The 19,732-nt window shown below is 57.5% G+C and carries 18 protein-coding genes and 3 pseudogenes; 7 read left to right on the top strand and 14 right to left on the bottom strand.

The window, feature by feature from the left end:
* Window positions 1-202 precede the first annotated feature (202 nt).
* Complete coding sequence (locus tag P0Y33_RS17190) at window positions 203-1,270, top strand: iron transporter (RefSeq protein ID WP_279530281.1); 1,068 nt, start codon at window positions 203-205, stop codon at window positions 1,268-1,270.
* A 16-nt stretch (window positions 1,271-1,286) separates the two neighbouring features.
* Here the strand turns inward: P0Y33_RS17190 and P0Y33_RS17185 are convergent, their stop codons facing one another.
* Window positions 1,287-2,705 (bottom strand): hypothetical protein, encoded by a 1,419-nt coding sequence (locus tag P0Y33_RS17185; RefSeq protein ID WP_279530280.1) that lies wholly within the window; start codon window positions 2,703-2,705, stop codon window positions 1,287-1,289.
* Here P0Y33_RS17185 and P0Y33_RS17180 point away from each other — a divergent pair.
* Window positions 2,689-3,006: a hypothetical protein gene (locus P0Y33_RS17180; RefSeq protein WP_279530279.1), complete on the top strand. Its 318-nt coding sequence runs from the start codon at window positions 2,689-2,691 to the stop codon at window positions 3,004-3,006. The two genes, P0Y33_RS17185 and P0Y33_RS17180, sit on opposite strands and share 17 nt — an antisense overlap.
* Before the next feature lie 600 nt (window positions 3,007-3,606).
* Here the strand turns inward: P0Y33_RS17180 and P0Y33_RS17175 are convergent.
* Both P0Y33_RS17175 and P0Y33_RS19260 read right to left on the bottom strand, forming a co-directional pair.
* Window positions 3,607-5,028: a sodium-dependent transporter gene (locus tag P0Y33_RS17175; RefSeq protein WP_279530348.1), complete on the bottom strand. Its 1,422-nt coding sequence runs from the start codon at window positions 5,026-5,028 to the stop codon at window positions 3,607-3,609.
* 84 nt (window positions 5,029-5,112) lie between these two features.
* Window positions 5,113-5,262 (bottom strand): DUF7535 family protein, encoded by a 150-nt coding sequence (locus P0Y33_RS19260; protein WP_442903412.1) that lies wholly within the window; start codon window positions 5,260-5,262, stop codon window positions 5,113-5,115.
* Between the two features lie 614 nt (window positions 5,263-5,876).
* Between P0Y33_RS19260 and P0Y33_RS17170 the strand changes: the two genes are divergently transcribed.
* Both P0Y33_RS17170 and P0Y33_RS17165 read left to right on the top strand, forming a co-directional pair.
* Entirely contained in the window at window positions 5,877-6,722 is an 846-nt protein-coding gene (locus tag P0Y33_RS17170; protein ID WP_279530278.1) for a VOC family protein, read from the top strand.
* Window positions 6,723-6,826: 104 nt separating this feature from the next.
* Window positions 6,827-7,756: a carbohydrate kinase family protein gene (locus P0Y33_RS17165; protein WP_279530277.1), complete on the top strand. Its 930-nt coding sequence runs from the start codon at window positions 6,827-6,829 to the stop codon at window positions 7,754-7,756.
* Here P0Y33_RS17165 and P0Y33_RS17160 read toward each other — a convergent pair.
* The 5 genes and pseudogenes from P0Y33_RS17160 to P0Y33_RS17140 form a co-directional block, all read right to left on the bottom strand.
* Window positions 7,750-8,547, bottom strand: a complete 798-nt coding sequence (locus tag P0Y33_RS17160) for a BtpA/SgcQ family protein (RefSeq protein WP_279530276.1) — start codon at window positions 8,545-8,547, stop codon at window positions 7,750-7,752. The two genes, P0Y33_RS17165 and P0Y33_RS17160, sit on opposite strands and share 7 nt — an antisense overlap.
* Window positions 8,548-8,831: 284 nt before the next feature.
* Window positions 8,832-9,239, bottom strand: a complete 408-nt coding sequence (locus P0Y33_RS17155; protein WP_279530275.1) for a transcriptional repressor — start codon at window positions 9,237-9,239, stop codon at window positions 8,832-8,834.
* Between the two features lie 104 nt (window positions 9,240-9,343).
* Window positions 9,344-10,140 (bottom strand): annotated as a pseudogene (locus P0Y33_RS17150) (hypothetical protein); the annotation flags it as partial.
* Window positions 10,141-10,481: 341 nt separating this feature from the next.
* Window positions 10,482-12,320, bottom strand: coding sequence for a sensor histidine kinase (locus tag P0Y33_RS17145; RefSeq protein ID WP_279530274.1), 1,839 nt, complete (start codon window positions 12,318-12,320; stop codon window positions 10,482-10,484).
* On the bottom strand, window positions 12,313-13,278 hold the full coding sequence (locus P0Y33_RS17140; protein ID WP_279530273.1) for an ABC transporter substrate-binding protein: 966 nt from the start codon (window positions 13,276-13,278) through the stop codon (window positions 12,313-12,315). Before P0Y33_RS17140 ends, P0Y33_RS17145 begins: the two co-directional genes overlap by 8 nt.
* An 89-nt stretch (window positions 13,279-13,367) precedes the next feature.
* Here P0Y33_RS17140 and P0Y33_RS17135 point away from each other — a divergent pair, with 89 nt between their 5' ends.
* Both P0Y33_RS17135 and P0Y33_RS17130 read left to right on the top strand, forming a co-directional pair.
* Entirely contained in the window at window positions 13,368-14,192 is an 825-nt protein-coding gene (locus tag P0Y33_RS17135; RefSeq protein WP_279530272.1) for an IS5 family transposase, read from the top strand.
* 398 nt (window positions 14,193-14,590) lie between these two features.
* A complete protein-coding gene (locus P0Y33_RS17130; protein WP_279530271.1) occupies window positions 14,591-15,511 on the top strand; it encodes a sulfite exporter TauE/SafE family protein in 921 nt (306 codons plus the stop codon).
* Between the two features lie 4 nt (window positions 15,512-15,515).
* On the opposite strand, the gene P0Y33_RS17125 is transcribed toward P0Y33_RS17130, so the two are convergent.
* The 6 genes and pseudogenes from P0Y33_RS17125 to P0Y33_RS17100 all read right to left on the bottom strand — a co-directional run bounded on the left by P0Y33_RS17125 (window position 15,516) and on the right by P0Y33_RS17100 (window position 18,346).
* On the bottom strand, window positions 15,516-15,680 hold the full coding sequence (locus P0Y33_RS17125) for a DsrE family protein (RefSeq protein WP_279530347.1): 165 nt from the start codon (window positions 15,678-15,680) through the stop codon (window positions 15,516-15,518).
* Between the two features lie 170 nt (window positions 15,681-15,850).
* Window positions 15,851-16,557 (bottom strand): annotated as a pseudogene (locus P0Y33_RS17120) (DUF2270 domain-containing protein).
* A gap of 46 nt (window positions 16,558-16,603) precedes the next feature.
* Window positions 16,604-16,998, bottom strand: a pseudogene (locus P0Y33_RS17115) (DUF302 domain-containing protein).
* A gap of 142 nt (window positions 16,999-17,140) precedes the next feature.
* Window positions 17,141-17,713 carry a DsrE/DsrF/DrsH-like family protein gene (locus P0Y33_RS17110; protein ID WP_279530257.1) on the bottom strand — a complete coding sequence of 191 codons (573 nt, stop codon included), beginning with the start codon at window positions 17,711-17,713 and terminating at the stop codon, window positions 17,141-17,143.
* Window positions 17,714-17,715: 2 nt separating this feature from the next.
* A complete protein-coding gene (locus P0Y33_RS17105; RefSeq protein WP_279530256.1) occupies window positions 17,716-18,099 on the bottom strand; it encodes a DsrE family protein in 384 nt (127 codons plus the stop codon).
* A 4-nt stretch (window positions 18,100-18,103) separates the two neighbouring features.
* Window positions 18,104-18,346 carry a sulfurtransferase TusA family protein gene (locus tag P0Y33_RS17100; protein WP_058984917.1) on the bottom strand — a complete coding sequence of 81 codons (243 nt, stop codon included), beginning with the start codon at window positions 18,344-18,346 and terminating at the stop codon, window positions 18,104-18,106.
* A gap of 204 nt (window positions 18,347-18,550) precedes the next feature.
* Between P0Y33_RS17100 and P0Y33_RS17095 the strand changes: the two genes are divergently transcribed.
* Entirely contained in the window at window positions 18,551-19,732 is a 1,182-nt protein-coding gene (locus P0Y33_RS17095) for an MBL fold metallo-hydrolase (RefSeq protein WP_279530255.1), read from the top strand.

The raw sequence follows: 19,732 nt of genomic DNA, 5'->3' as shown, positions 1-19,732 counted from the left end.
CACTGCGCCCACCTATGATAGTGAGTATGTTGAGTGCGAGTATCAATACACTCCCTGTGGCGAACCTTGCTCAGATACCTCGTCCTCGGTCAGATCACCGTAGCTGACGATGTGAAGGCACCAAGAGGACGTGGAGGCGCTGGGCTTGCTGCGCCTGTTGGGAACCGCAACACCTACTCGGTCGCTAGTCCTTATCTTCTATATGGACCGGCGTCGGTTTCTGAAAACTGCGGGTGGGCTGGTTGGCGTGGCCGGCGTCTCCGGGTGTCTCCGGCGACTCGGGTTCGAGACGCAGTCCGCGTGGCGCGACCCCCCGCTCGTCGAAGACCGACCGGATGGTGTCTATCACCCTGCGATTGTTGAGGGGATGGGCATGTACGAAACGACGACCATCGATGGTATCGGGGTCGCGTTGATGCACTCGTTTCCTCATCGGTTCTGGAGGGTGACCGGGACGAACAAAACAAAAGTCGTTGTCTCGTCGGACGACTCGCTGCATTTGATGGCGAGCGCCTGGGATGCCGAATCCGGGACAGTGCTCCCGACCGCGGTGTCAGTTGATGTTCGAAACGAGGAGGGTCGCGTCTCTACGACGAACCTGTGGTCGATGCTATCCCCAAATATGGGGTTCCACTACGGGGATAACGTGGCACTGTCGGGGAGCGGTGAGTATGAGGCGACAGTTCGAATTGCGCCCGTTCAGGCAGCACGGACCAGACCGTTCAAGGGTCGATTTACGGAGATGCGGACTGCGCAGTTCCAGTTCACCTTCGAGTCGGCGGAAACGTACGACCTCCCGATTCGCCGGCTCAGTAAGAAGGCAGGCACCCGCGGGACAGTAGACTTGATGCAGATGGACGGCGTGCCAGCTCCAGTCGCGCCACCGAAAGAACAGCTCCCCGGACGGCTACTTGGGGAAGCCTCAGCTGACGACGCCTTGTTCTACGTAACTCTCGTTACTGACGAGCAGCGATTTTCGGGGACGGATAGCCCATATCTTGTTGTCTCACCGCGTACGCCATATAATCGAGTTCTCCTGCCGGGGATGTCGCTCTCGATGGCTGTCGAACGCGACGGGCAGACTGTCATGCAAACCGGACTTGATGGTACACTTGATCCTGACCTCGGGTACTACTACGGGACAACTGTGGATCGCGTTGAGCGCGGTGATACAGTCACGATCAAAATTGAGACTCCGCCGCAACTGTCTCGCCACGATGGCTACGAAACCGCATTCATGGATATGTCTGCGGTCCACTTCTCTGTCTAAAGACTACCAACGGGCCCTACCCGAGATACGGGAGCGTTGCTCCCGGTAATGACAGCAGCCAGAGACTGACGATGGTGTACCCAATCATCACGAGGACGAATGGGTACTGGCTTCGGATGGCGGCGAGCCGGCTCGGGAAGAGATCGTATGCGGACGCGTGCGCCTCCCAGATCGCGAGCAAGTGGCCTACGAGCACGAACGCGATGCTGAGGGCAGTGAACCAGTTGGGTGGCGCGAGTACGAGCGGATTCGCAGGCGGTGACAGCGGTGACACCACGGCCATCGTCAGCGCCGGACTCAACGAGACGAGCAGCCCTGCGTAGTGGGCGAGGTGGTATCCAGCCGCGATCGCCAGAAGTGGAGGAGCCAGCCGTAAGGCGATCGAACGGCTCGTAACGTAGGTATTAGTGAGCCGGCGAGCGATAGTGCCAGCATACCAGTACGCCGCGAGGAAGACGGCGTATCCGATAGCGAAGAGAGTCGTATAGGTCAGGACAGCGAGCGGCGTGGCTGGCATCACGGCACTAAGCGGTGACCCAACAATCGTTGTGATGGTCTGTGCGCCGGCTGTCGTCGTGATGAAACCGCTGTACGTGAGCTCCCAGATGAGCGCGATGATGAAGGCGATGTCCGAGGAATCGGTTACGACATCTGATTGCGCGAGGTCGCTCCCCGGGAGTATAACCTCCGCCGACCCGTCATGGAGCTGGATAGGTGCAACGGCGCCGTAGAACCTGAAGAGAACCGATATCGGGTCCGCGTGCTCGAACCAGGCGTCGGAGCCGAAGACGACAGCGCCAGCGATAGTGTACAACGAGTACCCGAGAATCGCCGTTGCGAGCACACGCGGAACAGTGCTAACAGGGAAGATGATCTCGACCCATACGAGCGTGAGGATGCCGGCGACGGCTGGCCACCTGTCGAATGAATCCGGGTACTCGTAGAAACCGGTTGGGAGCACAGTTGTAATGGCGCGCCAGGGATTCAGAGCGGGCCATGGGTTGCCGACGAGATACGCAACAACGGGGAGGCCGGCGCGAACGCCGACGAATGTGACGAGGACGGTGAGACTAGCCGATGGCAGCTGTGGCCCGGTGTATCCGAGAAACACCATGAGACAGAGCCCAACCACAGCCAGCGTCTGGCCAAGGACACCAATCCACCGCCGAACCGTGGGCATTCTTGGCAGGGACACAGACCGGGAATGGAGCGAGTAGATGAACGCGCGATCAGTAACGAAGCTCGCAAGCAGTGCCGACGCGCCAATTGTCGCACCGCCCGTCGCTAAGTACAGCCACCGCGGGATAGCGAGCGCCTCACGTGGTTGCTTGGAGAGAGTCATCCCGTTCGCAGCGGCGACACTATCGGCGAGAACAGTCAGGACTGCTATCCAAGTGAGTACTTGCGCGCCGAAGCGGATGCCGAACGACGGCATCGTGTTTGAACTGGCGTCTTCCCGGGGAGTTGCTTTCTCTGTTGGTTCGTCTGGATCAGGGTTTTCGGCGTTAGATGGCGTAGATGGCATAGAGGAACAGGAAGACGAAGTATACTGCGACGATACACGCGAGGGCCCGCAGCCGGAACGAGCTGAGGGCGTCGCGTTCGTTCGCTCGCGCATCGTGGAAGGCGGTTCGTTCAGCCTCAGTGAGGTCTGGCCAGTGATTGAGGCCCTTGTGAAGAGTGAGGCGGTCCTCAGTTGGGAACGGCTCATCACAGTACTGGCAGACCTCCGGTGAATCGCCTGGTGGAACGGCTGATTGGACAGTGGACATTCCCTCGGTAGATCACGTTGAACTACCGTACAGTCGCTTGAAATGGTTCTGCTTCTCGCCTGGCAGCCTTGACATCCTTCCCAATTTGACGGGCGGGGGATCCCGGCCGTCGTTGGGATATTGTTGGTCACGCTTTGTAACCAGTCCTCGTGGGGGCGAAACAGCCCTCACGACGGTTGAATAGCTGAACCGGTGGCTGTGCTAACCAGACGGTATCTCTTCGCCCATTCGTTTCGGATACCGCGCTACAGAATGCCGACACATCAACGTCGTAATTGCTGATAGTTACACCCGACAGTATAGCTAGAGGATTGATACCGTCCACGTGTGCCCACATTCGCTACATTCAAAGAAATGGACTGCCTCCTCATTGACGGTCCCTTTCCCCGTCGTTTGTGCTAACGCGAATCCACATTCTGGGCAGTCGGACACAGCCACTACCTGTCGTTCGGGGAGCGACACGAAAAAGCTGAATGGCCGCTTATGACAGATGTCTGTCCGTTCCCGCGCAGCCATAACGTACGGCCTACGGTACCGGAGTATCCGATGTCATGGCACCCTCAATTAGGCTCGTTCATTCGGGCGAGCTTTGGAGTGTGTTGTTCGGGTGACTGCAATCCGGCAAACAAGCGTCACGAGCACGGCGATTGCGACTCGCATAACGGTCGCCAGTGAGAGGCTTGCGAGTGAAGCCAGCGTGGTCGTCAGTAAGAACATGACAACGACGGGCAGTACCCAGCTGACGGCCAGCAGCCATGGCGTAGCGAACCCACGGAGGCGGCCAGCGCCAGTCTGGAATTCCGCGACGGCATCGTCGCGGAGTATCCAACCGGCGATCGCGAGGAACGCGAACAGGCCAATCGTCAGCATCACGTCGACGACCGGGCCGGACACGAACCGAAACATCGGTCCGGCAAGTGCCAACCCACTACCAGTCACCGCAATCACCAGCGTCATGAGCAGCGTTGCCCGTCGCCGGGATATCCCATAGTTATCGACGAGCGTCGCAACGGGGGTTTCGAGCAGACTGATGCCGCTCGTTACAGCTGCGAGCAGGACGGTGAAGAAGAAGACGGTTGCAACGAGGGTACCGCCGGGCAGCGAACCGAACGCGGTTGCGAGTGCAACAAACAGCGCGCCAGGGCCACCCTGGCCCGGGCTGATTCCCTGGGAAAACAACAACGGCAGAACAACGAGTCCGGCCAAGACACCGATGACCGTGTTCGAAATCGCGATAACGAGCGTGTCACGCGGGAGAGAGACATCTTCGTCGAGGTATGAGGCGTACGTGAGCATCGCGCCGGCACCCAGCGAGAGCGTGAATAATGCCTGTCCAGCTGCCGGGCCGAGGACGTCGAAGAAGTGCGTCGCGAGATAGTCGCCATCGAAGTCGAGGTAGAACGCATAGCCAACAGCGGTGTTGGGCTGCGTAGCCGTCCAGACGGCGAGGCCACCGAGTAACACGACGACTGCGGGAAGCATGATCTTCGAGACGCGTTCGATCCCCCGGCTCACGCCGAAATAGACGATGATGGCGACAATCGTGAGAAACAGCAAGTGGAAACCGACTGCCGGGAGGCCGTGGCTTGCGTGGCTAAAGTACTGCTGTGGCTGCGCGAAGTATGCGCCGGTCGGTGACAGTAGTGTGTATCTGAGGATCCAGCCGCCGACGACCGAGTAAAACGACAGCATTACGGCGGTTGTGATGACGTTGAATGCGCCCAGTGGTGTGCCCCACCGGGAGCCGATGAGCGCGCGGAGCGCACCGATTGGCGTTTGGCGGCCACGTCGGCCCAGCACGAGTTCAGCGAGCAACCCAGGGACGCCAATCCCGACGACGAGCAGCAAGTACATTACGAGGAAAGCGCTGCCGCCGTTGTCAGCAGTCAACCATGGGAACCGCCAGATGTTCCCCAACCCGGCTGCACTGCCGACGGCCGCAAGTACGAATCCCACGTTCGAAACCCACGAATCTCGATCCATCAGTGTACAAATTTGGCTACTGTAGGAGGAAGTCCGTGTCGATTCAGCTGCTCAGAGGGATCCCAGATATCGGCACACCGGACCAGATCAGGTTAGTTTGGTTCCGATCCAGAGAAGAACTAGAATGGGAAGCAATGGCAGGAGTAGAACTCCTAATGCCGTAGCGATCAAATACCCGACGACGCTCATCTCAGCGTTCGAGTAATCCGTTCGACGACGACTTACAGCGTCCGTCATATCTAACACTCCGTTTTCTTGGAACAAAAACTAACTGGTTGGTAAGCACACTTCGTTTGGGAAACAGCCATTACTGCCTATAATCTATATTCGGTTGTAGTAGGCTAATTGAATGGTAAACGCCTGCTCTGTAGTTCGTGATATCCCTCAAGACCTCAGATTGGTAACTACAGTGACTGAGCCTAGAGACTACTATTCTACGGTCAATCAGTCAGAGTATATGAAAATTGGAATTGTAAACGAATCGTGGCGGCCAGAGATTAAAGTTCGGAGGGAACGACCGCGAAGAGCTATATCATACCTCAAAGAAAGAGGAGAGAAATTACTGATACTCGCTGCGACTTTCTCGCTCGGAATCAACCTTCTCACTCGCTACTATCCAGAACTGAACACGCTGGCGCTGCTACTGTCTGTCATCCTGGTCGGCCACACCTCTCGCCGATGGTTGGGTCACCATAACCAGGTCACATGGTTGTTGCCTGAGCTATATACTGGGTTGCTTTCAAACTAAGTAATAGAATGGAACCTCGAAATGCAATTGTCTTTGTCACCAGTAGAACCGGGACTGAGACCATGGCTGTACGCACTCAACAGCGGCCTCTCACGACTTGCAAATGACCCCGCAAACCCACCCGGAGACGCTCCCAGAGGGGACGCATATTGGGCGGACTGCCCTCCGTGTTAACGATATCGACGAGATGACGGGGTTCTACCGGGATGTCGTAGGGCTCAGTATACTGGGTCAATCCGACGACGAGACCATCCTCGGTGTTTCAAACAAACCGCTCCTGATTTTAGAAGAAGCTGAAGACGCCGCCGAACGGCACAGCTCGAGTTCGGGGCTCTTCCATAACGCGTTTAGAGTCCCTTCACGCGAAGCGTTAGGTGACGCGTTGGCTCGCATTCGAGAGCACTGGCAACTCGGTGGTGCGTCCGACCACGGCGTTAGCGAGGCACTGTACCTCACTGATCCGGAGGGAAACGGCATCGAAATCTATCGGGACTACCCGCGGGATGAGTGGCCCTACAGTGATGACGGAACCGTTCGTATGGGGACTTACGCCTTAGAGTTAGAACCGATAGCAGCGGCCGCCGCAGGCGACCTGAATCTGCCTGATGGCACAGATGTGGGGCACGTTCATCTTGAAGTATCCTCGCTTGAGGAGTTCAGCGAGTTCTACGTTGACCTCATCGGCTTCGAGGCACAGACCACCGCACCGGCTGCACTCTTCGTCTCTGCTGGCGGCTACCACCACCATCTCGGCGCCAACACGTGGAGCCGTCGATCCAAACCGGCCTCCGGAAGGGGGATATCCTGGTTTGAAATCGTGGTACCTGACACAGCGGTACTTACTGAAATCCAGGCCCGAATCGGGGATGGTGAGTATCCAGTCTCCGAGACGGAAGACGGATTCTCCGTTACCGGGCCGGACGAAATCGAAGTCCGGCTTCGGACCTAAAACGACGATAACGCTCGGTATTCCTCGGTACCGGCACAAAATCGGGAAGAACACTCCTTTCGATTCCTATATGTTCAAAACGATCGCCTGCCTGGGTTGATGTAATGTCCTCACCAGAGGTTGTCGCCGTCGGCAGTGCGGTACTTGACCACATCTACACTCTCTCGAACTTGCCGGAGCCTGACGGTGGTGCGTTTGCTCATGAGCATACGACCGATGTTGGGGGTGTTGCAGCAAACGTCGCCTCGGGGCTCGCTGAATTCGGGAATGAAACGGGGATCATCACGCGACTCGGTGCCGGTTCCAGTGCTGAGATCAAAGCCGATCTGGAAGGCCGTGGCCTCGATTGTACGAGGGTTCGGGCCGGTGCTGAAGAGTCATCGTACACGTTGGTTCTGCGTGGCCCGGACGGGGAGCGAATGATTATCGCGGGCGGGCAGAGCGTCCCGAATCTACGGCTTGATGATTCGGATATCGAGTATCTCAGTGACGCGAATGTGGTTTTCACGAGTGCCTATGCGCCTGATAAGGTTGTTTCCAGACTTTTAGCGGCTCGGGAACGCGGTGTGATTTCGACGCTCGTATTTGATCTCGCTGGCCCGCTCTCGGAACTCGACGGTCGAGGAACCTCGGCGACGACTATCGATCGGCTTTTCTCGGTTGTTGATCTGTTTGTCGTCGGTGAAGTGGCTGCCCGGTCGTATTTTGGCGGAGATGGTGAGGAAGCAATCGCGGCGCTCGCCCAACAGAATGTCTCACGTGCTGCTGTCACCCAAGGCGCCAGCGGCGCTCTCCTTCTTGAGAACGACACCGTGACCGAGGTCCCGGCTTTCAGTGTGGATGTTGCTGATACGACAGGGGCTGGCGACGCCTTCACAGCAGGCCTGATTCAGACGTGGCTTCTTGACGACGATCCAGCGAAGGAAGCAGGTCGCTTTGCCGCTGCTACGGCTGCACTCAATTGTACCGCCACAGGCGCACGCGGCCGCCTGCCATCCACGGCTGCTGTGCGAGACTTCATCGCAAATTACTGAGGAACGGACTCGACGAGACGTCTGACTGCTGCTTCATCTACCGGGTTCGTCGCTTCGGCGTTGTGTTTAAGCGCAGTTCCGACGATCGCCCCGTCGGCGACCGAGAGCAGTTCAGGAGCCGTATCAGGTGTCACACCGCTGCCTATCAGAACCGGTGCTTCGAGGCCACGCGCATCGCGTGCCTCGACCACTTGCTCAAGGACAGATTCATCGACTGCTTCGCCTGTGCCGGCACCGCTTACGACGACCCCGTCGGCACCGCCGCGTTCAACGAGTTCGCTCACTACTTCTGCAAGATCTCGTTCGGCGAGCGGTGCGGAATGTTTCACATCGATGTCTGCGAAGATGTCCACGTCTGCATTAAGTTTCTCACGGAGCCGTAACGTTTCGTGAGCCATCCCTTCGATGAGTCCTTGGTCGGTAAGCCGGGCTCCGGTATGGACGTTCACACGAACGAATTCACCACCAGTAGCTGCGGCGATACCCAGTGCACTTTGAACGTCATTTCGGAGAATATTCACGCCGAACGGAATCGACAGTTCATCTCGAAGCGTGGCAGCGAGGGCCGCGACGTCAGCTACGACGTGCCGAGGGGCCCGGTCCGGATAGAAAGGTGCATCCCCGAAGTTTTCGAGCATGATTCCATCGATCCCACCTGATTCAAGCGCAGTCGCGTCGCGATGTAAGCGCTCGCGGAGATCAGCTCGAGTACCTTCGAATCCTGGTGCCCCTGGCAGAGGCGGTAAATGAACCATTCCGATAATCGGTGTATCCGTGCTAAAAACGTCCATACTCAGACGTGACCCCTGAGCGACTTAATCGTATAGATATGCGCGGCCGGCCGTCTCGACCTGTTGAACCTACGGGAGGAATGCGTCTCTTCCCAGTATATTCGGTGTCGAACGAACATGGTCAATCATTCATAACGAGTGGAACGGCAACTCTGGAGGGTGGGTAAAATCCAGCTCCGGGTGCCGAAACTCGAGATGTCCGACAACCAGCGAGTCACCGTTCCAAACAGTGACCTTGCCAGAACAGCCTTAATCACAACGAGGTGATCGACGAACACCGTATATCAATTGGGGCGTGGTGCGTTCTCGTACTTGACCATCTTCTCGGGTTTGTCTGAGATGGTGTCGTAGATCTGCTGGAGCGTCTCCTCGGCTGCGAGGAGGTTGTGGTCGTCGAGGAACGCCCGCCCCTTCTCGGTGAGCCCGTAGAACTTCCAGGGGTAGCCCTGTTGGCGCTGGTCATCGTCCAGGGCGACTTCTTTGACGATGCCGGCGTCGATGAGCTTCTGGATGTGCTTGTAGACGGTCGCGTCGCTCACGCTGGGGTTGACCTCCTTGAGCTCGTACATTGAGGGGAGCTGCTCGGGATGCTGGGGGATGTTGTTGATCAGCGCGAACCGCGTCTGTTGGGTGACGAAGTGGATGAGTTCCCGTGGTGCCGTGTTTCCACTGTTCCCAAGGCCATCGTCCATATTCGTGTATTCAACCGAGTATACCAAAGTAGTTTACTCTGGAGTAAAATACTGAGCAGAAGAGACTGAGAAGCAAGACAAGGCCCTACATCTGTGGTGGAAGGACCATTTGGACGTGAGACCCACCCCTGTTTGATTTCGTAATCGACGCGACGCATATGTTTGCAGTCTCCGTCTGGAGCGCACTGCTGCCAATCGGGACGGGTACAAGATTTTCGATGATATCGACTTCGTATCGATTTTCGGACGCCGCTTCGACTTCGTATCGACCACCCTTGGCGAGTAGGGAGACAGTCATCGCTTCCTCGACAGCGCGTTTCGTTCGTGGCTTGAGAACCTCAGCCGAGGTGGAGCCGTCCGATACGAGCATTCGGTCGCGAACGTCTCCCTCCTGTCCTCCGTCTGGGACGACAGCGCCCCCAATCTCCTGAATCCGGTTTTCCAAGAGTGCTTGCGCAAGGTTCCCCTCCGGCCAGAGAAAGTGGACTTCTCGTCGCTCTCGCTGGTCGTAGGAGCCACAGGCAGTGCCACTACCTTCCCAGACTCGCCATGCCCCCAGCGTGGCTATCACGGTGAGGATGACCCGGGGAACCGTTGTCTGGTCCTTAGGGTAGAACACTCGAAAGCGCGTACGGTCGTCTTGTGGCGGTACTGTGTCCCACCACTCGACGTCGGACTCCCAGCTATCGAACATCGCCTCGTCACTCCCGTAGCCGACAGTCACGCCGTCGACCGGCGTCCAGTCTGCTGGGAGGTGGTCTGCCTCGCCTTCGAGCACCCGGAGGGCGGCGTATCGGAGGTACTCGTGGGCTTGGTTGTCTGCCGTTCGAGCGACCTGGTCGTAGTGCTTGGCAACGTGCTCGGCTTCCTCGAGGACCGTCGTGAGATAGGGTTCAGTCATCATTCGACGGAGGTCTGAATGCGCCTCCGCCCCTCGGCGGGCGCAGAAAAACTCGCTCTTGTGTAGAGCTGCGGAAAACGGTTGATCGCCGAGGAGAGTTTTGTGCTTGAGGAGCTGTTTGATGGTCGGCCTCGGCAGAATTCACTTCACCGAGAAAACACACTAATAGCCACTCTACTGCGTCTTTCCGTGTTTCTACATAAGAGCGGAAAAACTTAACCAACAAGCCACTTCCAAATCGTGGGCTGTTGGTTAACTTGTGTGTAACTTCCCGTCACACTTTCGCTCGCTGTTGATGGTGGGTCGTGGCTCGGAACGACGATTGCAGGTCTAAAACCAGGCTACGCGGCTGCCGAGGAGGGGGTCATTTGGACTTTGAGAGTCGCGTTATTTGGTGCGACTAGTAGCTCCCCATCAGATTTCGTTACTGTCCACTCCAGGCACCAGAGCGCTAGTCCCTCCGCGTGATTGAGCGGGGTCTCCTCCCCTGCTTTGACGGCCTCAATATCTAACGCTGGAAGCCCGTTGGCATCATCATCGACCCGGAGAACGACTGATCCTCCATCTGAATCAGTGTTCTCGGTGGTTACTGAAACAGTGATCTCTACATTCCCATCGTTGTGTGTCACGATCTGTTCGACGACGTCAGCGACTGCTGTCGGGAAGGTCTGTGGCGCCTCGACTACTGGGTCGCTAGTACACCGGTCAAATTCGACGCTCGCACATGGTGTACTAGCCTCGACGTCGGTGAGCTTCGATGCTAATGCTTCGTTCAGGTGAATGGGTTCCGGCTCCGCTTCCTCTTCGGCGAGCAGCTGCTTGATGCGCTGTGTACGCGTTGAAATCGTACTGAGTTCCCACGCAGCATTCTGTACGGCCTCCAGATCTGCCTGTGCCTCGTCATCGTCGACGCGGGATGCGGCCAATTCTGCACGGCCAGTGATGACGTTCACCTCGTTTCGAACATTATGCCGTAAGATACGGTTCAGGACGTCCACCATCTCAGACCGTTCTTCGAGGGTGGTATTCGAGGCTTCGAGTTCTGCCTTGGTGTCGCGAATCTCCTCGATGCGTTGTTGCAGGGCGTCCCGTGTCGAGGCTACCGTCCGATTGAGGTCACCGAATTCGTCCGGACGGTCAGTATCGAACTCGACATCGTACTGACCATCCTCGATCCGCTCCGCTCGGTCGGTGATACGGGATAGGGCCCCGGTCACGTCCCGGCCGAGACCGCTGACGACACCCACGAGTGCGAGTAACGTGAATACTGCAATCCCACCGATCCATCGGAGCGCTTGCCGAGTAATGACGTACGCATCGTTGGCCGGTGCATGCTCAATAACGACCCAGTCGGTGTTCGGGACCGCTGCATACGCCGCAACGTACTCTCCCTCTGTCTCCACTCGGTTTTCGTACGTTGGAGACTCGGTGAACCCGGAATTCCCACGAAGGCCACTGCTGACAGCGGAGGCGCGACGAGCCCCATCACGGTATTGCGTGAGCGTCGCCGCCGCATCATCACTAAAGACGACGGTCCCGTTCGAGTTGACGACTCGGGTAAACCCGTTGTCGACAGGGTGTTCGAACCGTTGGAAAACGCTTGCAGTGTCTACCTCCACGACGAGCAACTGTTCTGGTGTCCGGCGGATTGGTGAGATGAAGCCGATAACCGTCGTATCGTTCACCGCGTACGGCTCGGTCACCTGGACGTCATCGAAATCCCTGAAGGAGAACCGTTCACTCCAGCTGAGGTTTCCGACCGTCCGCCTCTCCATCGTGGGATTGGTACTCGTCGCGACGGTCTGGTTCCGCCGGTCAATCACGTAGGCGCGGATGATCGCCGCGTCTGGTCGTTCTTCTTGCTGGGTCTGTAGATACGCTCGAACGTTGGCTCGGTCTCCATCTTCGTACACGGGATGCTCGGAGAGCAGGCGGACAACGAGTCGATTCCGCTCATTCCACTCGCTCAATTCGTTTGCTTCGGTCTCGGCGGCCGCCGTCATCGACTGCTCGACGTTCTCCTCGAGCAGTCCGCCCACCTGTACATACAGGCCGACTGTGCCGATACTGATGACCAGGAACACGAGGAGCAACGCCGTTGCAAGCTTTCGCCGAAACGACGACCGAACGACGTCGACAAGCGTACCGAGAACTGGAACGCCCGACAGCGACCTACGCATCGGCGGCTACCTCTTCGTTTAAAAACCGTGTCGCGACTGCAAACGGATGGTCTCCATCGATTAGCACCTGTTTGTTGAGGTTCCGCATCGTCGGTTTATCGAGCGCTGAAACCACCGGCGAGAGCTCCTCGAAAATTCCCGGATGGTCGTCGATGAGAGGTGCGTATGCAGTTGGGGCCGGTTGGTACGGGAGGAAGTAGTCACGGTCGTCTTTGAGGACGGTAATCGTGGAACGGTCGAGCTGGGGATCGGTTGCGAACCCGCTTGCAATCTGGACTTGGCCTTGCTCGAGTAGCTCGTAGGTCAGTCCGATAGACGTAACGATGAACGTCTCGGACTCGAGGGTTTCTCTCTCTTCCGCCCTGACATCATAATACGACGCAAGTCCAGGCCATCCGTCTTGTCGGTGAAAGAACTCCTCGTTAACTGCTATTCCCGGGATTCGATCTACGTCGCGGAGATGGGTTGCCAGTTCACTGATGGTCGATACTCCGGTCTGTTCCGCCCACGTTGCGTCGGCGACGATAACGTACTCGTTCGAAAACGAGGCCGGTTCCGCCAGCTGGAGTTGCTGGGAGTGAGCATCCGACTGCACGCGCTCATAGAGTGAGTTGGGGGCCGTGATTCGCGTCTCATGACGCGGCGGGAGCTGCATCCACGCCGTTCCCGTATATTCCCAGTACAGGTGTTGCTCGCCCGCTGCCGTCGCCTCCCAGTTCGACAGCGAGTTCCCGGAGCCAATTTCGTCGACTGCTCGAATCCAATCAACTGACTGCAGTCGCTGATACGCTAGGGACCCCAGTATCTTCTGCTCAGCGAACGGCTTCGACCCGATTCGAACGGATACCGACTCTGAGTCGGGTTGCTGGTTGCTGGCGCAGCCACCCAGGAGTGCGGCAGCGCCCACGCCGCCGACGCGACCGATCCGGCCGAGATACTGCCGGCGTGTGAGTGCCATATAAAAATATCGGCTTTGGTGAATCACTAGACAGCGTCGGTTTCGACCGGTAGAATTTGGAAGATGAAGCGGGAAACCGCCGATGATCTATGTCGAAAATTTCCCGCTTCACGAAGAAGGCAGTCACGTTGGCTAAAAATGTTGTTGGTGACCGAGGCGAAGTCGCCGCCCCCGAAGGGGGTGGCGGCTTCGCCGACTACGCCCTCGTATCGCTGCACTGTCTGCGGATTTACCTTGATGAGTCGTACCGCAACGCATTGGATCTGCTGAGCGAAATGCCGCATATTTGTGGGGAGATCGGCCTCGAAGAGGGCGATCTCCCTGATCACTCGACGCTCGTTAAGGCGTTTGATAGGTTTCAGATGAAGGTCTGGCGAGTGCTGCTGCGCCTGTCGGCGCAGCTGCACGACCCCTCGGGTCACGCCGCCATTGATGCCACGTTTTTTGACCGCGAAAACGCTAGCAAGCACTACTGTCGCCGCACGAATTACCGCGTTCAGACACTCAAGGCGACGGCTCTCGTCGATACTCAAACTCAAGCTGTTCTAGACGTTCATTGTACGACCGAGAAAACCCACGACACACAACTCGGCTGGCAGGTCGCCTCCCGCAACGCAGGCGACCTGCACAGCCTCGCCGCTGACAAAGGCTACGACTGGATGCGATTACGCGAAAAACTACGAGAAGAAGGCGTAAGGCCGTTGATTAAACATCGCATCTTCCGGCCCATCGACCACGCGCATAACGCGCGGGTCGATGGGCCTCGATACCGTCAAAGATCGATGTGTGAGACCGTCTTCTCGTCGATCAAGCGCACGCACGGCGACGCCGTGCGTGCGCGAACGTGGTACCGAGAATTTCGTGAACTCGTCTTGAAATGTGTCGTTCATAACATCAAGCGTGCCACAACATAGCCAAATCAACCGCTGTATGGCGATTCACCAGAGCCAAAATATCTGTACCGACGAATGACATTATAATTATGGGGATTACTTATTCACCTTCTGAAACGAATGTGAAACGCCGACTAATCCTGTGTAGATGCCGTAATGGCGATACTACTGGTCATATGTTGGAGGGAAGATATCCTATTGATGGCTCACTGAGTCAATTAACACTGCGATGGCTAATGACAGTATCACCGGTATATATGACGGCTGTTAATTCTATAACCGCCGTGCTCGGCACTTAACCCGCGCTAATGGCGAGAATTGCGGTCACCGGACCGTCATACCTGCACGAGTACGTTGCCGAAGAGGATACTGAATTACGGGTTCAGCTAATGTGATCCATCAGTAGCCTACTCCGTAGTATGAGGACACGCAAATCCAGAGTCGATCCCCACCAGTTCATCGCGCACCTGCTTCATTTCCGGTATCGAGAAGTGACGATGACGCTCGCGACGCTCGCGGTTTTCACGAGCGCGATCGTCTTTTTCCCGGGATGGGGGAACGTTATGAAAGGTATTCAGTCGGATGTTTCGACCGAGTTATTCCTGCTATTTGCTGTCGTCGCTATCGTCGCAGGTGTCGTGAAAGGGATGATCGGATTCGGATATGCACTCATTACGACGCCTATCTTCGCCTCTGTTATTGACCCGACGCTCGCGGTGGTCGTTCTCGCAATCCCGCCCTGGATGATCAATATGTTCCAGATCGGCGAGACCAAGACTGGAATCTCATTTGTCCGTCAAGAATGGATCCTCGTCTTACTGGCGATTGCGGGATCAATCACTGGCGTCTACTTTCTTGCACAGTACACCGCTGGACCGATTGTGCCGTTCCTCATCGGCGTAATCATCTTCGCATACGTCGTTTTCCAAGTCATTCAGAACTTTGTGACAATCGAAGAAGCACACCACCCAGTCGCACTCAGTACTGCTGGCTTTCTTGAGGGGTTCCTGCTCGCAGCATCCAACCTCGGCCCACTACTCCCGGCGTATTTCCATACGTTCGAGCGTGACACCGAGCGCTATATCGGCGGGCTCTCCATGGTTTTGGGGATCATCTTCACGGTCCGCATTCTTCAGATGGCTCTTTTCACAGATCTCATGACTACGTACCGGCTCTGGCTCGGGTCCGTGATTGCGGTCATCACGATTGTGGGGCTTCTCCTCGGAACCTATCTGCGGCGGCTCGAAGTCGACGAGCAGAAATTCAACTGGTTCGTCATCACCCTGCTGTTCGTCATCTCGCTCAACATCTTCCGGAATACGGTTCCGAAACTATTCTAGCGCGTTAGGGTTTGATGTACGTATATCCCTCGTTCTGAAGGCGCGTTAACTCGCCAACGCCAGACGACACGAGTTCGACGCCTTCGATGAGATCGTCTTCTGAGATATCGGTGCCTTCGATCGTATTGCTGCATTGCTTGACTGTCACGCCACGGTCAATCAAATCCATGATTTGCTCGCGCTGCTGTGACATCGATTTCAGGAGTTCCAACCGCTGCTATTTGCAATAAGCACGACAGCTTCGGCATCGATGGTTTCGCCGTTCTAGAGATTTGCAATATTCCCGACGGCACGGGCGTGAAATTCCGACTCGTCGTTCGAGTGATGAAACAACCGCTCTCATTTGCGTCGCTGTTCCCGGAGATCCTCTGCTCGGAGTTCGCCTTTCGCATGCCATGTCCGCGGCCGACACCCGATGATAATGGCGGTAAGGTAGAAGAGTCCAACAGTAACAAGAATAACGACACCCGAAATCATGCCGATTGCTGCACTCTCCACCCACGGTTCGGGAGAGAATGCGGTAATACGGACAAGCCACGCAGCAAGCAGCACTCCAAATAGTGGCAGGTACACGCGTCGGAGGCGGTGAGCGATTGCCTCTTCGGCGCTGATTTTGATGGTCGGCGTACGATAATCTTCGCTGAGCTTTGCTCGCCAGTCCGGGTCCACGACGCCCGCTGAGGGGTCGAGGCCGTACGCCCAGACGTTCTCCTGGAGAATCCGAACCCGAGTACGCCAGATTTCGTACCCACGATAGCGACGCGCCTCAATCACGAGGAAGACTGAGAGCGTCGCCACGCCGATGAGGAGGATGTAATGTGGATTGTTCGGACTTGAAAACGCCCATGTGATGATTGCGGCCATGACGATGACCGCCCAGTTTGTTGTCCGGTCGAGGCGCTCGCGCCAGCCATCCGATGAATCTCGCCGCGATACAGGTGCGCCATCGCGGAACTGGGCCCCATCTCCTCGTCTAGTAACCCTTCCCCGATATTCCGATACTCGGGGTCAGTTGGGTCGACATCCTCAGAGGCGGGACCCGTCATGGATAGCACGTAGAAGTGAGCATATTACTGTTCGGCTATCGTGCGATTAGGCGTCTGAGAGTTCGCTGAGGACACGTTCGAATCGCTCCCGAACCTCCGCTGCAACCGAGTCCAGTTCAGGGTTATCAACCACGGAGAGCATAACCTCCGGGTCGACTGCGCTCACGCCGATTTCGCCCTCGTCCGTCTCATACACGACGACGTTACAGGGCAGAAGCGCTCCCAACTGAAGCTCCTCCTCGAGAGCCTGCTGCGCAAGCGGGGATTGCAGGCGCCAAGAATTCGATACTGGCGGAAGTCTTCGTCTAGTTTCTTCTTGAGCGTCTGTTGGACGTCGATATCACAGAGAACCCCGAACCCCTCCTCTGACAGTGCATTCGTCGTCCGTTCGACGACGTTATCGAATTCACCGTCGACACGCTTGTCCAGAGTATAGGACATACTACTCAATTTAGCCACCTCGCTATTAGGTATTGTGTCCGGGGTTCACCAGAGACGGACCGTACTCGGGGAGGTGGCTCAATCGGAAACTGGCGAAAAACGAGTTCTACCCGCGTTCACCAACAGTTGAGCCCGATATGCATTAGATGAGAAGCTGGATGTCCGCGTCGGCCATGTCTTGGATGGCGGTGGCGGCACCGACGCCGGTCGTCACACCGTCGTAGAAATCATCCTCGTTGTAGTCCATGAGGTCGATGGTCATCTGACAAGCCTGGAACTCCACGCCCATGTCGAGAGACGTGTCGATGAGTTCCTCGATGGTGGCCGTGTCGTTGTCGTCGATCTTCTTCTCCATCATCTTCGTCGTCACGCGGTCCATCCCGGGAAGCGCAGCGACGGCATTCGGCACCGGCATGTTCGGGTTGCCGACCGAACTCAACTGCAGGTTCTTGGAGCGTTCCTCGTGGAGGATGTCGAGTCCCCAGAACGTGTGGAAGACCGTAACCTCGTAGCCGAACGCGGCTGCCGTACTCGCGAGGATGAGCGGCGGGTATGCCATGTCCAGCGTACCCTTCGTCGCGATAATCGACATCTTCGGGTCACTATCGTCCTCCGTCGCCGCGGCGAGTTCAGTCTCCAACTCGTCGATGCGGGCGGCGAGTTCCGCACGGGAGGGTACGTCCTCACCTTGTAGTTGTGACGTATTCGTACTCATCGTTAGAACGTGAACACCTGATCGGCGTTCTCGACTTCATCGAGGAACGTAGCCGCACCCGCGAACTTGGTCGTGACAGTCTCATCGATGGCGTCCTGGTCCCATTCGAGCATGTCGAGGGTCGTCGTGCACGCGACTGTCGTGACGAGATCGCCACCATCAGCCACCAGTGCGTCGAGGAGGTCGTACGGGTTTGGCATCCCCTCCTCGAGCAGTGGCTCAATCTCCGAGAGGTCGTTCTCACCTTCGAGGAGATGGGTGAGTCCATCGAAGGTGAAGTAGACGAGAACCTCGGTGTCGGAGGCGAGCGCCGTGTGGCCGAGGTTCATCGCCATCGCGAGGTTCTTCGGGCTGTCGTTGTCGACGATGATTCCGATTTTCTCCATTGGTTTACTCCGTCTTGCGCACGTAGTGCGTGTACACGTCGTCGCCCTCCTGCTGGTCGACGAGTTCGACGCCGTCGGTCGTGTCCGCCCAGCCGCCGAGATCGCTCATGCTCCCCGGGTCGGTCGCGAGGACCTCGAGAATCTCGCCCTCGGCGAGCTGGTCGATGTTCTGCTTCGTCTTGACAACGGGCATCGGACAGTTTTCGCCTTTCACGTCGAGAGTTTCAGTGGCTTCGTACTGTGTCATGGTAGTGACTTCACTCCCCAATATTGGGTGGAGTTAGAAAAGGATGTCGATAGTAATTCCCTTAGCCCACAACACACTACCTTCTGTCCAAGTATAACTCCTCTCAGTAGCCCTAATAGTGGTTTTTGACCAATAGAGTGTTGTACTATAGTTGAACTACTATACAAAGCCTTATTTGCGAGCAGTCGATAGAGGGGACTGACGATGACCGAAGCGGAAGATCCCGAAGTGGACGAAACGGTCGCATCAACCACACCTGCAGAGCTGAAGCAACGCATCGATAGCGGCGAGAACGTGTTCATCCTCGACGCACGCTCCGAAAGCGACTTCGAGGAATGGCACATAGACGGCGAGAACGTCGACGTCGTCAACTACCCATACTTCGAGCTGCTCGACGAGATCCCGGAGGACCTCCACGAACAGCTCCCCGACGACCGCCGGATCACCGCGCTCTGTGCGAAGGGCGGATCGAGCGAACTCGTCGCGGACAACCTCGAGGACGCCGGCTACGACGTCGACCACCTCGAACGCGGCATGAAGGGCTGGGCGCGCATCTACGAGTACCAGGAACTCGACGTGGACGTCGACGCCACGGTCGCCCAGTACCGCCGTCCCTCCAGCGGCTGTCTCGCCTACCTCGTCGCCTCGGACGGCGAAGCGGCGGTCGTCGACCCGCTCCGTGCATTCACCGACGAGTACGAACAGGACGCGCGAGCGATAGGCGCAGACATCGTGTACGCGCTCGACACGCACATCCACGCCGACCACATCTCGGGCGTCCGCGACCTCGCCACGGAGACGGACGCGACGGCCGTCCTCCCCGCGGCCGCCGCCGAGCGCGGTGTCGACTACGGCCTGGCCTACGAGACAGTCACCGACGGCGACACACTCTCCGTCGGCGACGTCGAAATCGAGACCATCGCCACGCCCGGCCACACGACCGGGATGACCGCGTACAAGGTCGGCGACGTACTGTTCACGGGGGACGGCCTGTTCACCGAGAGCGTCGCGCGCCCCGACCTCGAAGACCCCGAGGCGGCCAAGGACGCGGCCCGCACGCTCTACGAGAGCCTCCAGGAACAGATCCTTCCCCTCCCCGACGAAACGGTCGTCGCACCGGCACACTTCAGCGACGCGGCGACGCCGAACGACGACGGCACCTACACCGCGGAACTCGGCGACCTGGTCGAGCGGATGGACGCGCTCACCATGGACGAAGACGAGTTCGTCGAGTTCATCGTTTCGGACATGCCGCCGCAGCCGGCGAATTACGAGGACATCATCGCGACGAACCTCGGCCAGCAGTCTCCCGACGACGAGGAAGCCTTCGAGCTGGAGCTCGGCCCGAACAACTGCGCCGCGAGCGAAGAGGCGATGACTAACTAA

Source organism: Halospeciosus flavus (assembly GCF_029814175.1).
Taxonomy (GTDB): Archaea; Halobacteriota; Halobacteria; order Halobacteriales; family Halobacteriaceae; genus Halospeciosus; species Halospeciosus flavus.
Note: the sequence above shows the minus strand (reverse complement) of the source record. Positions and strands in the feature narration are given on the sequence as shown.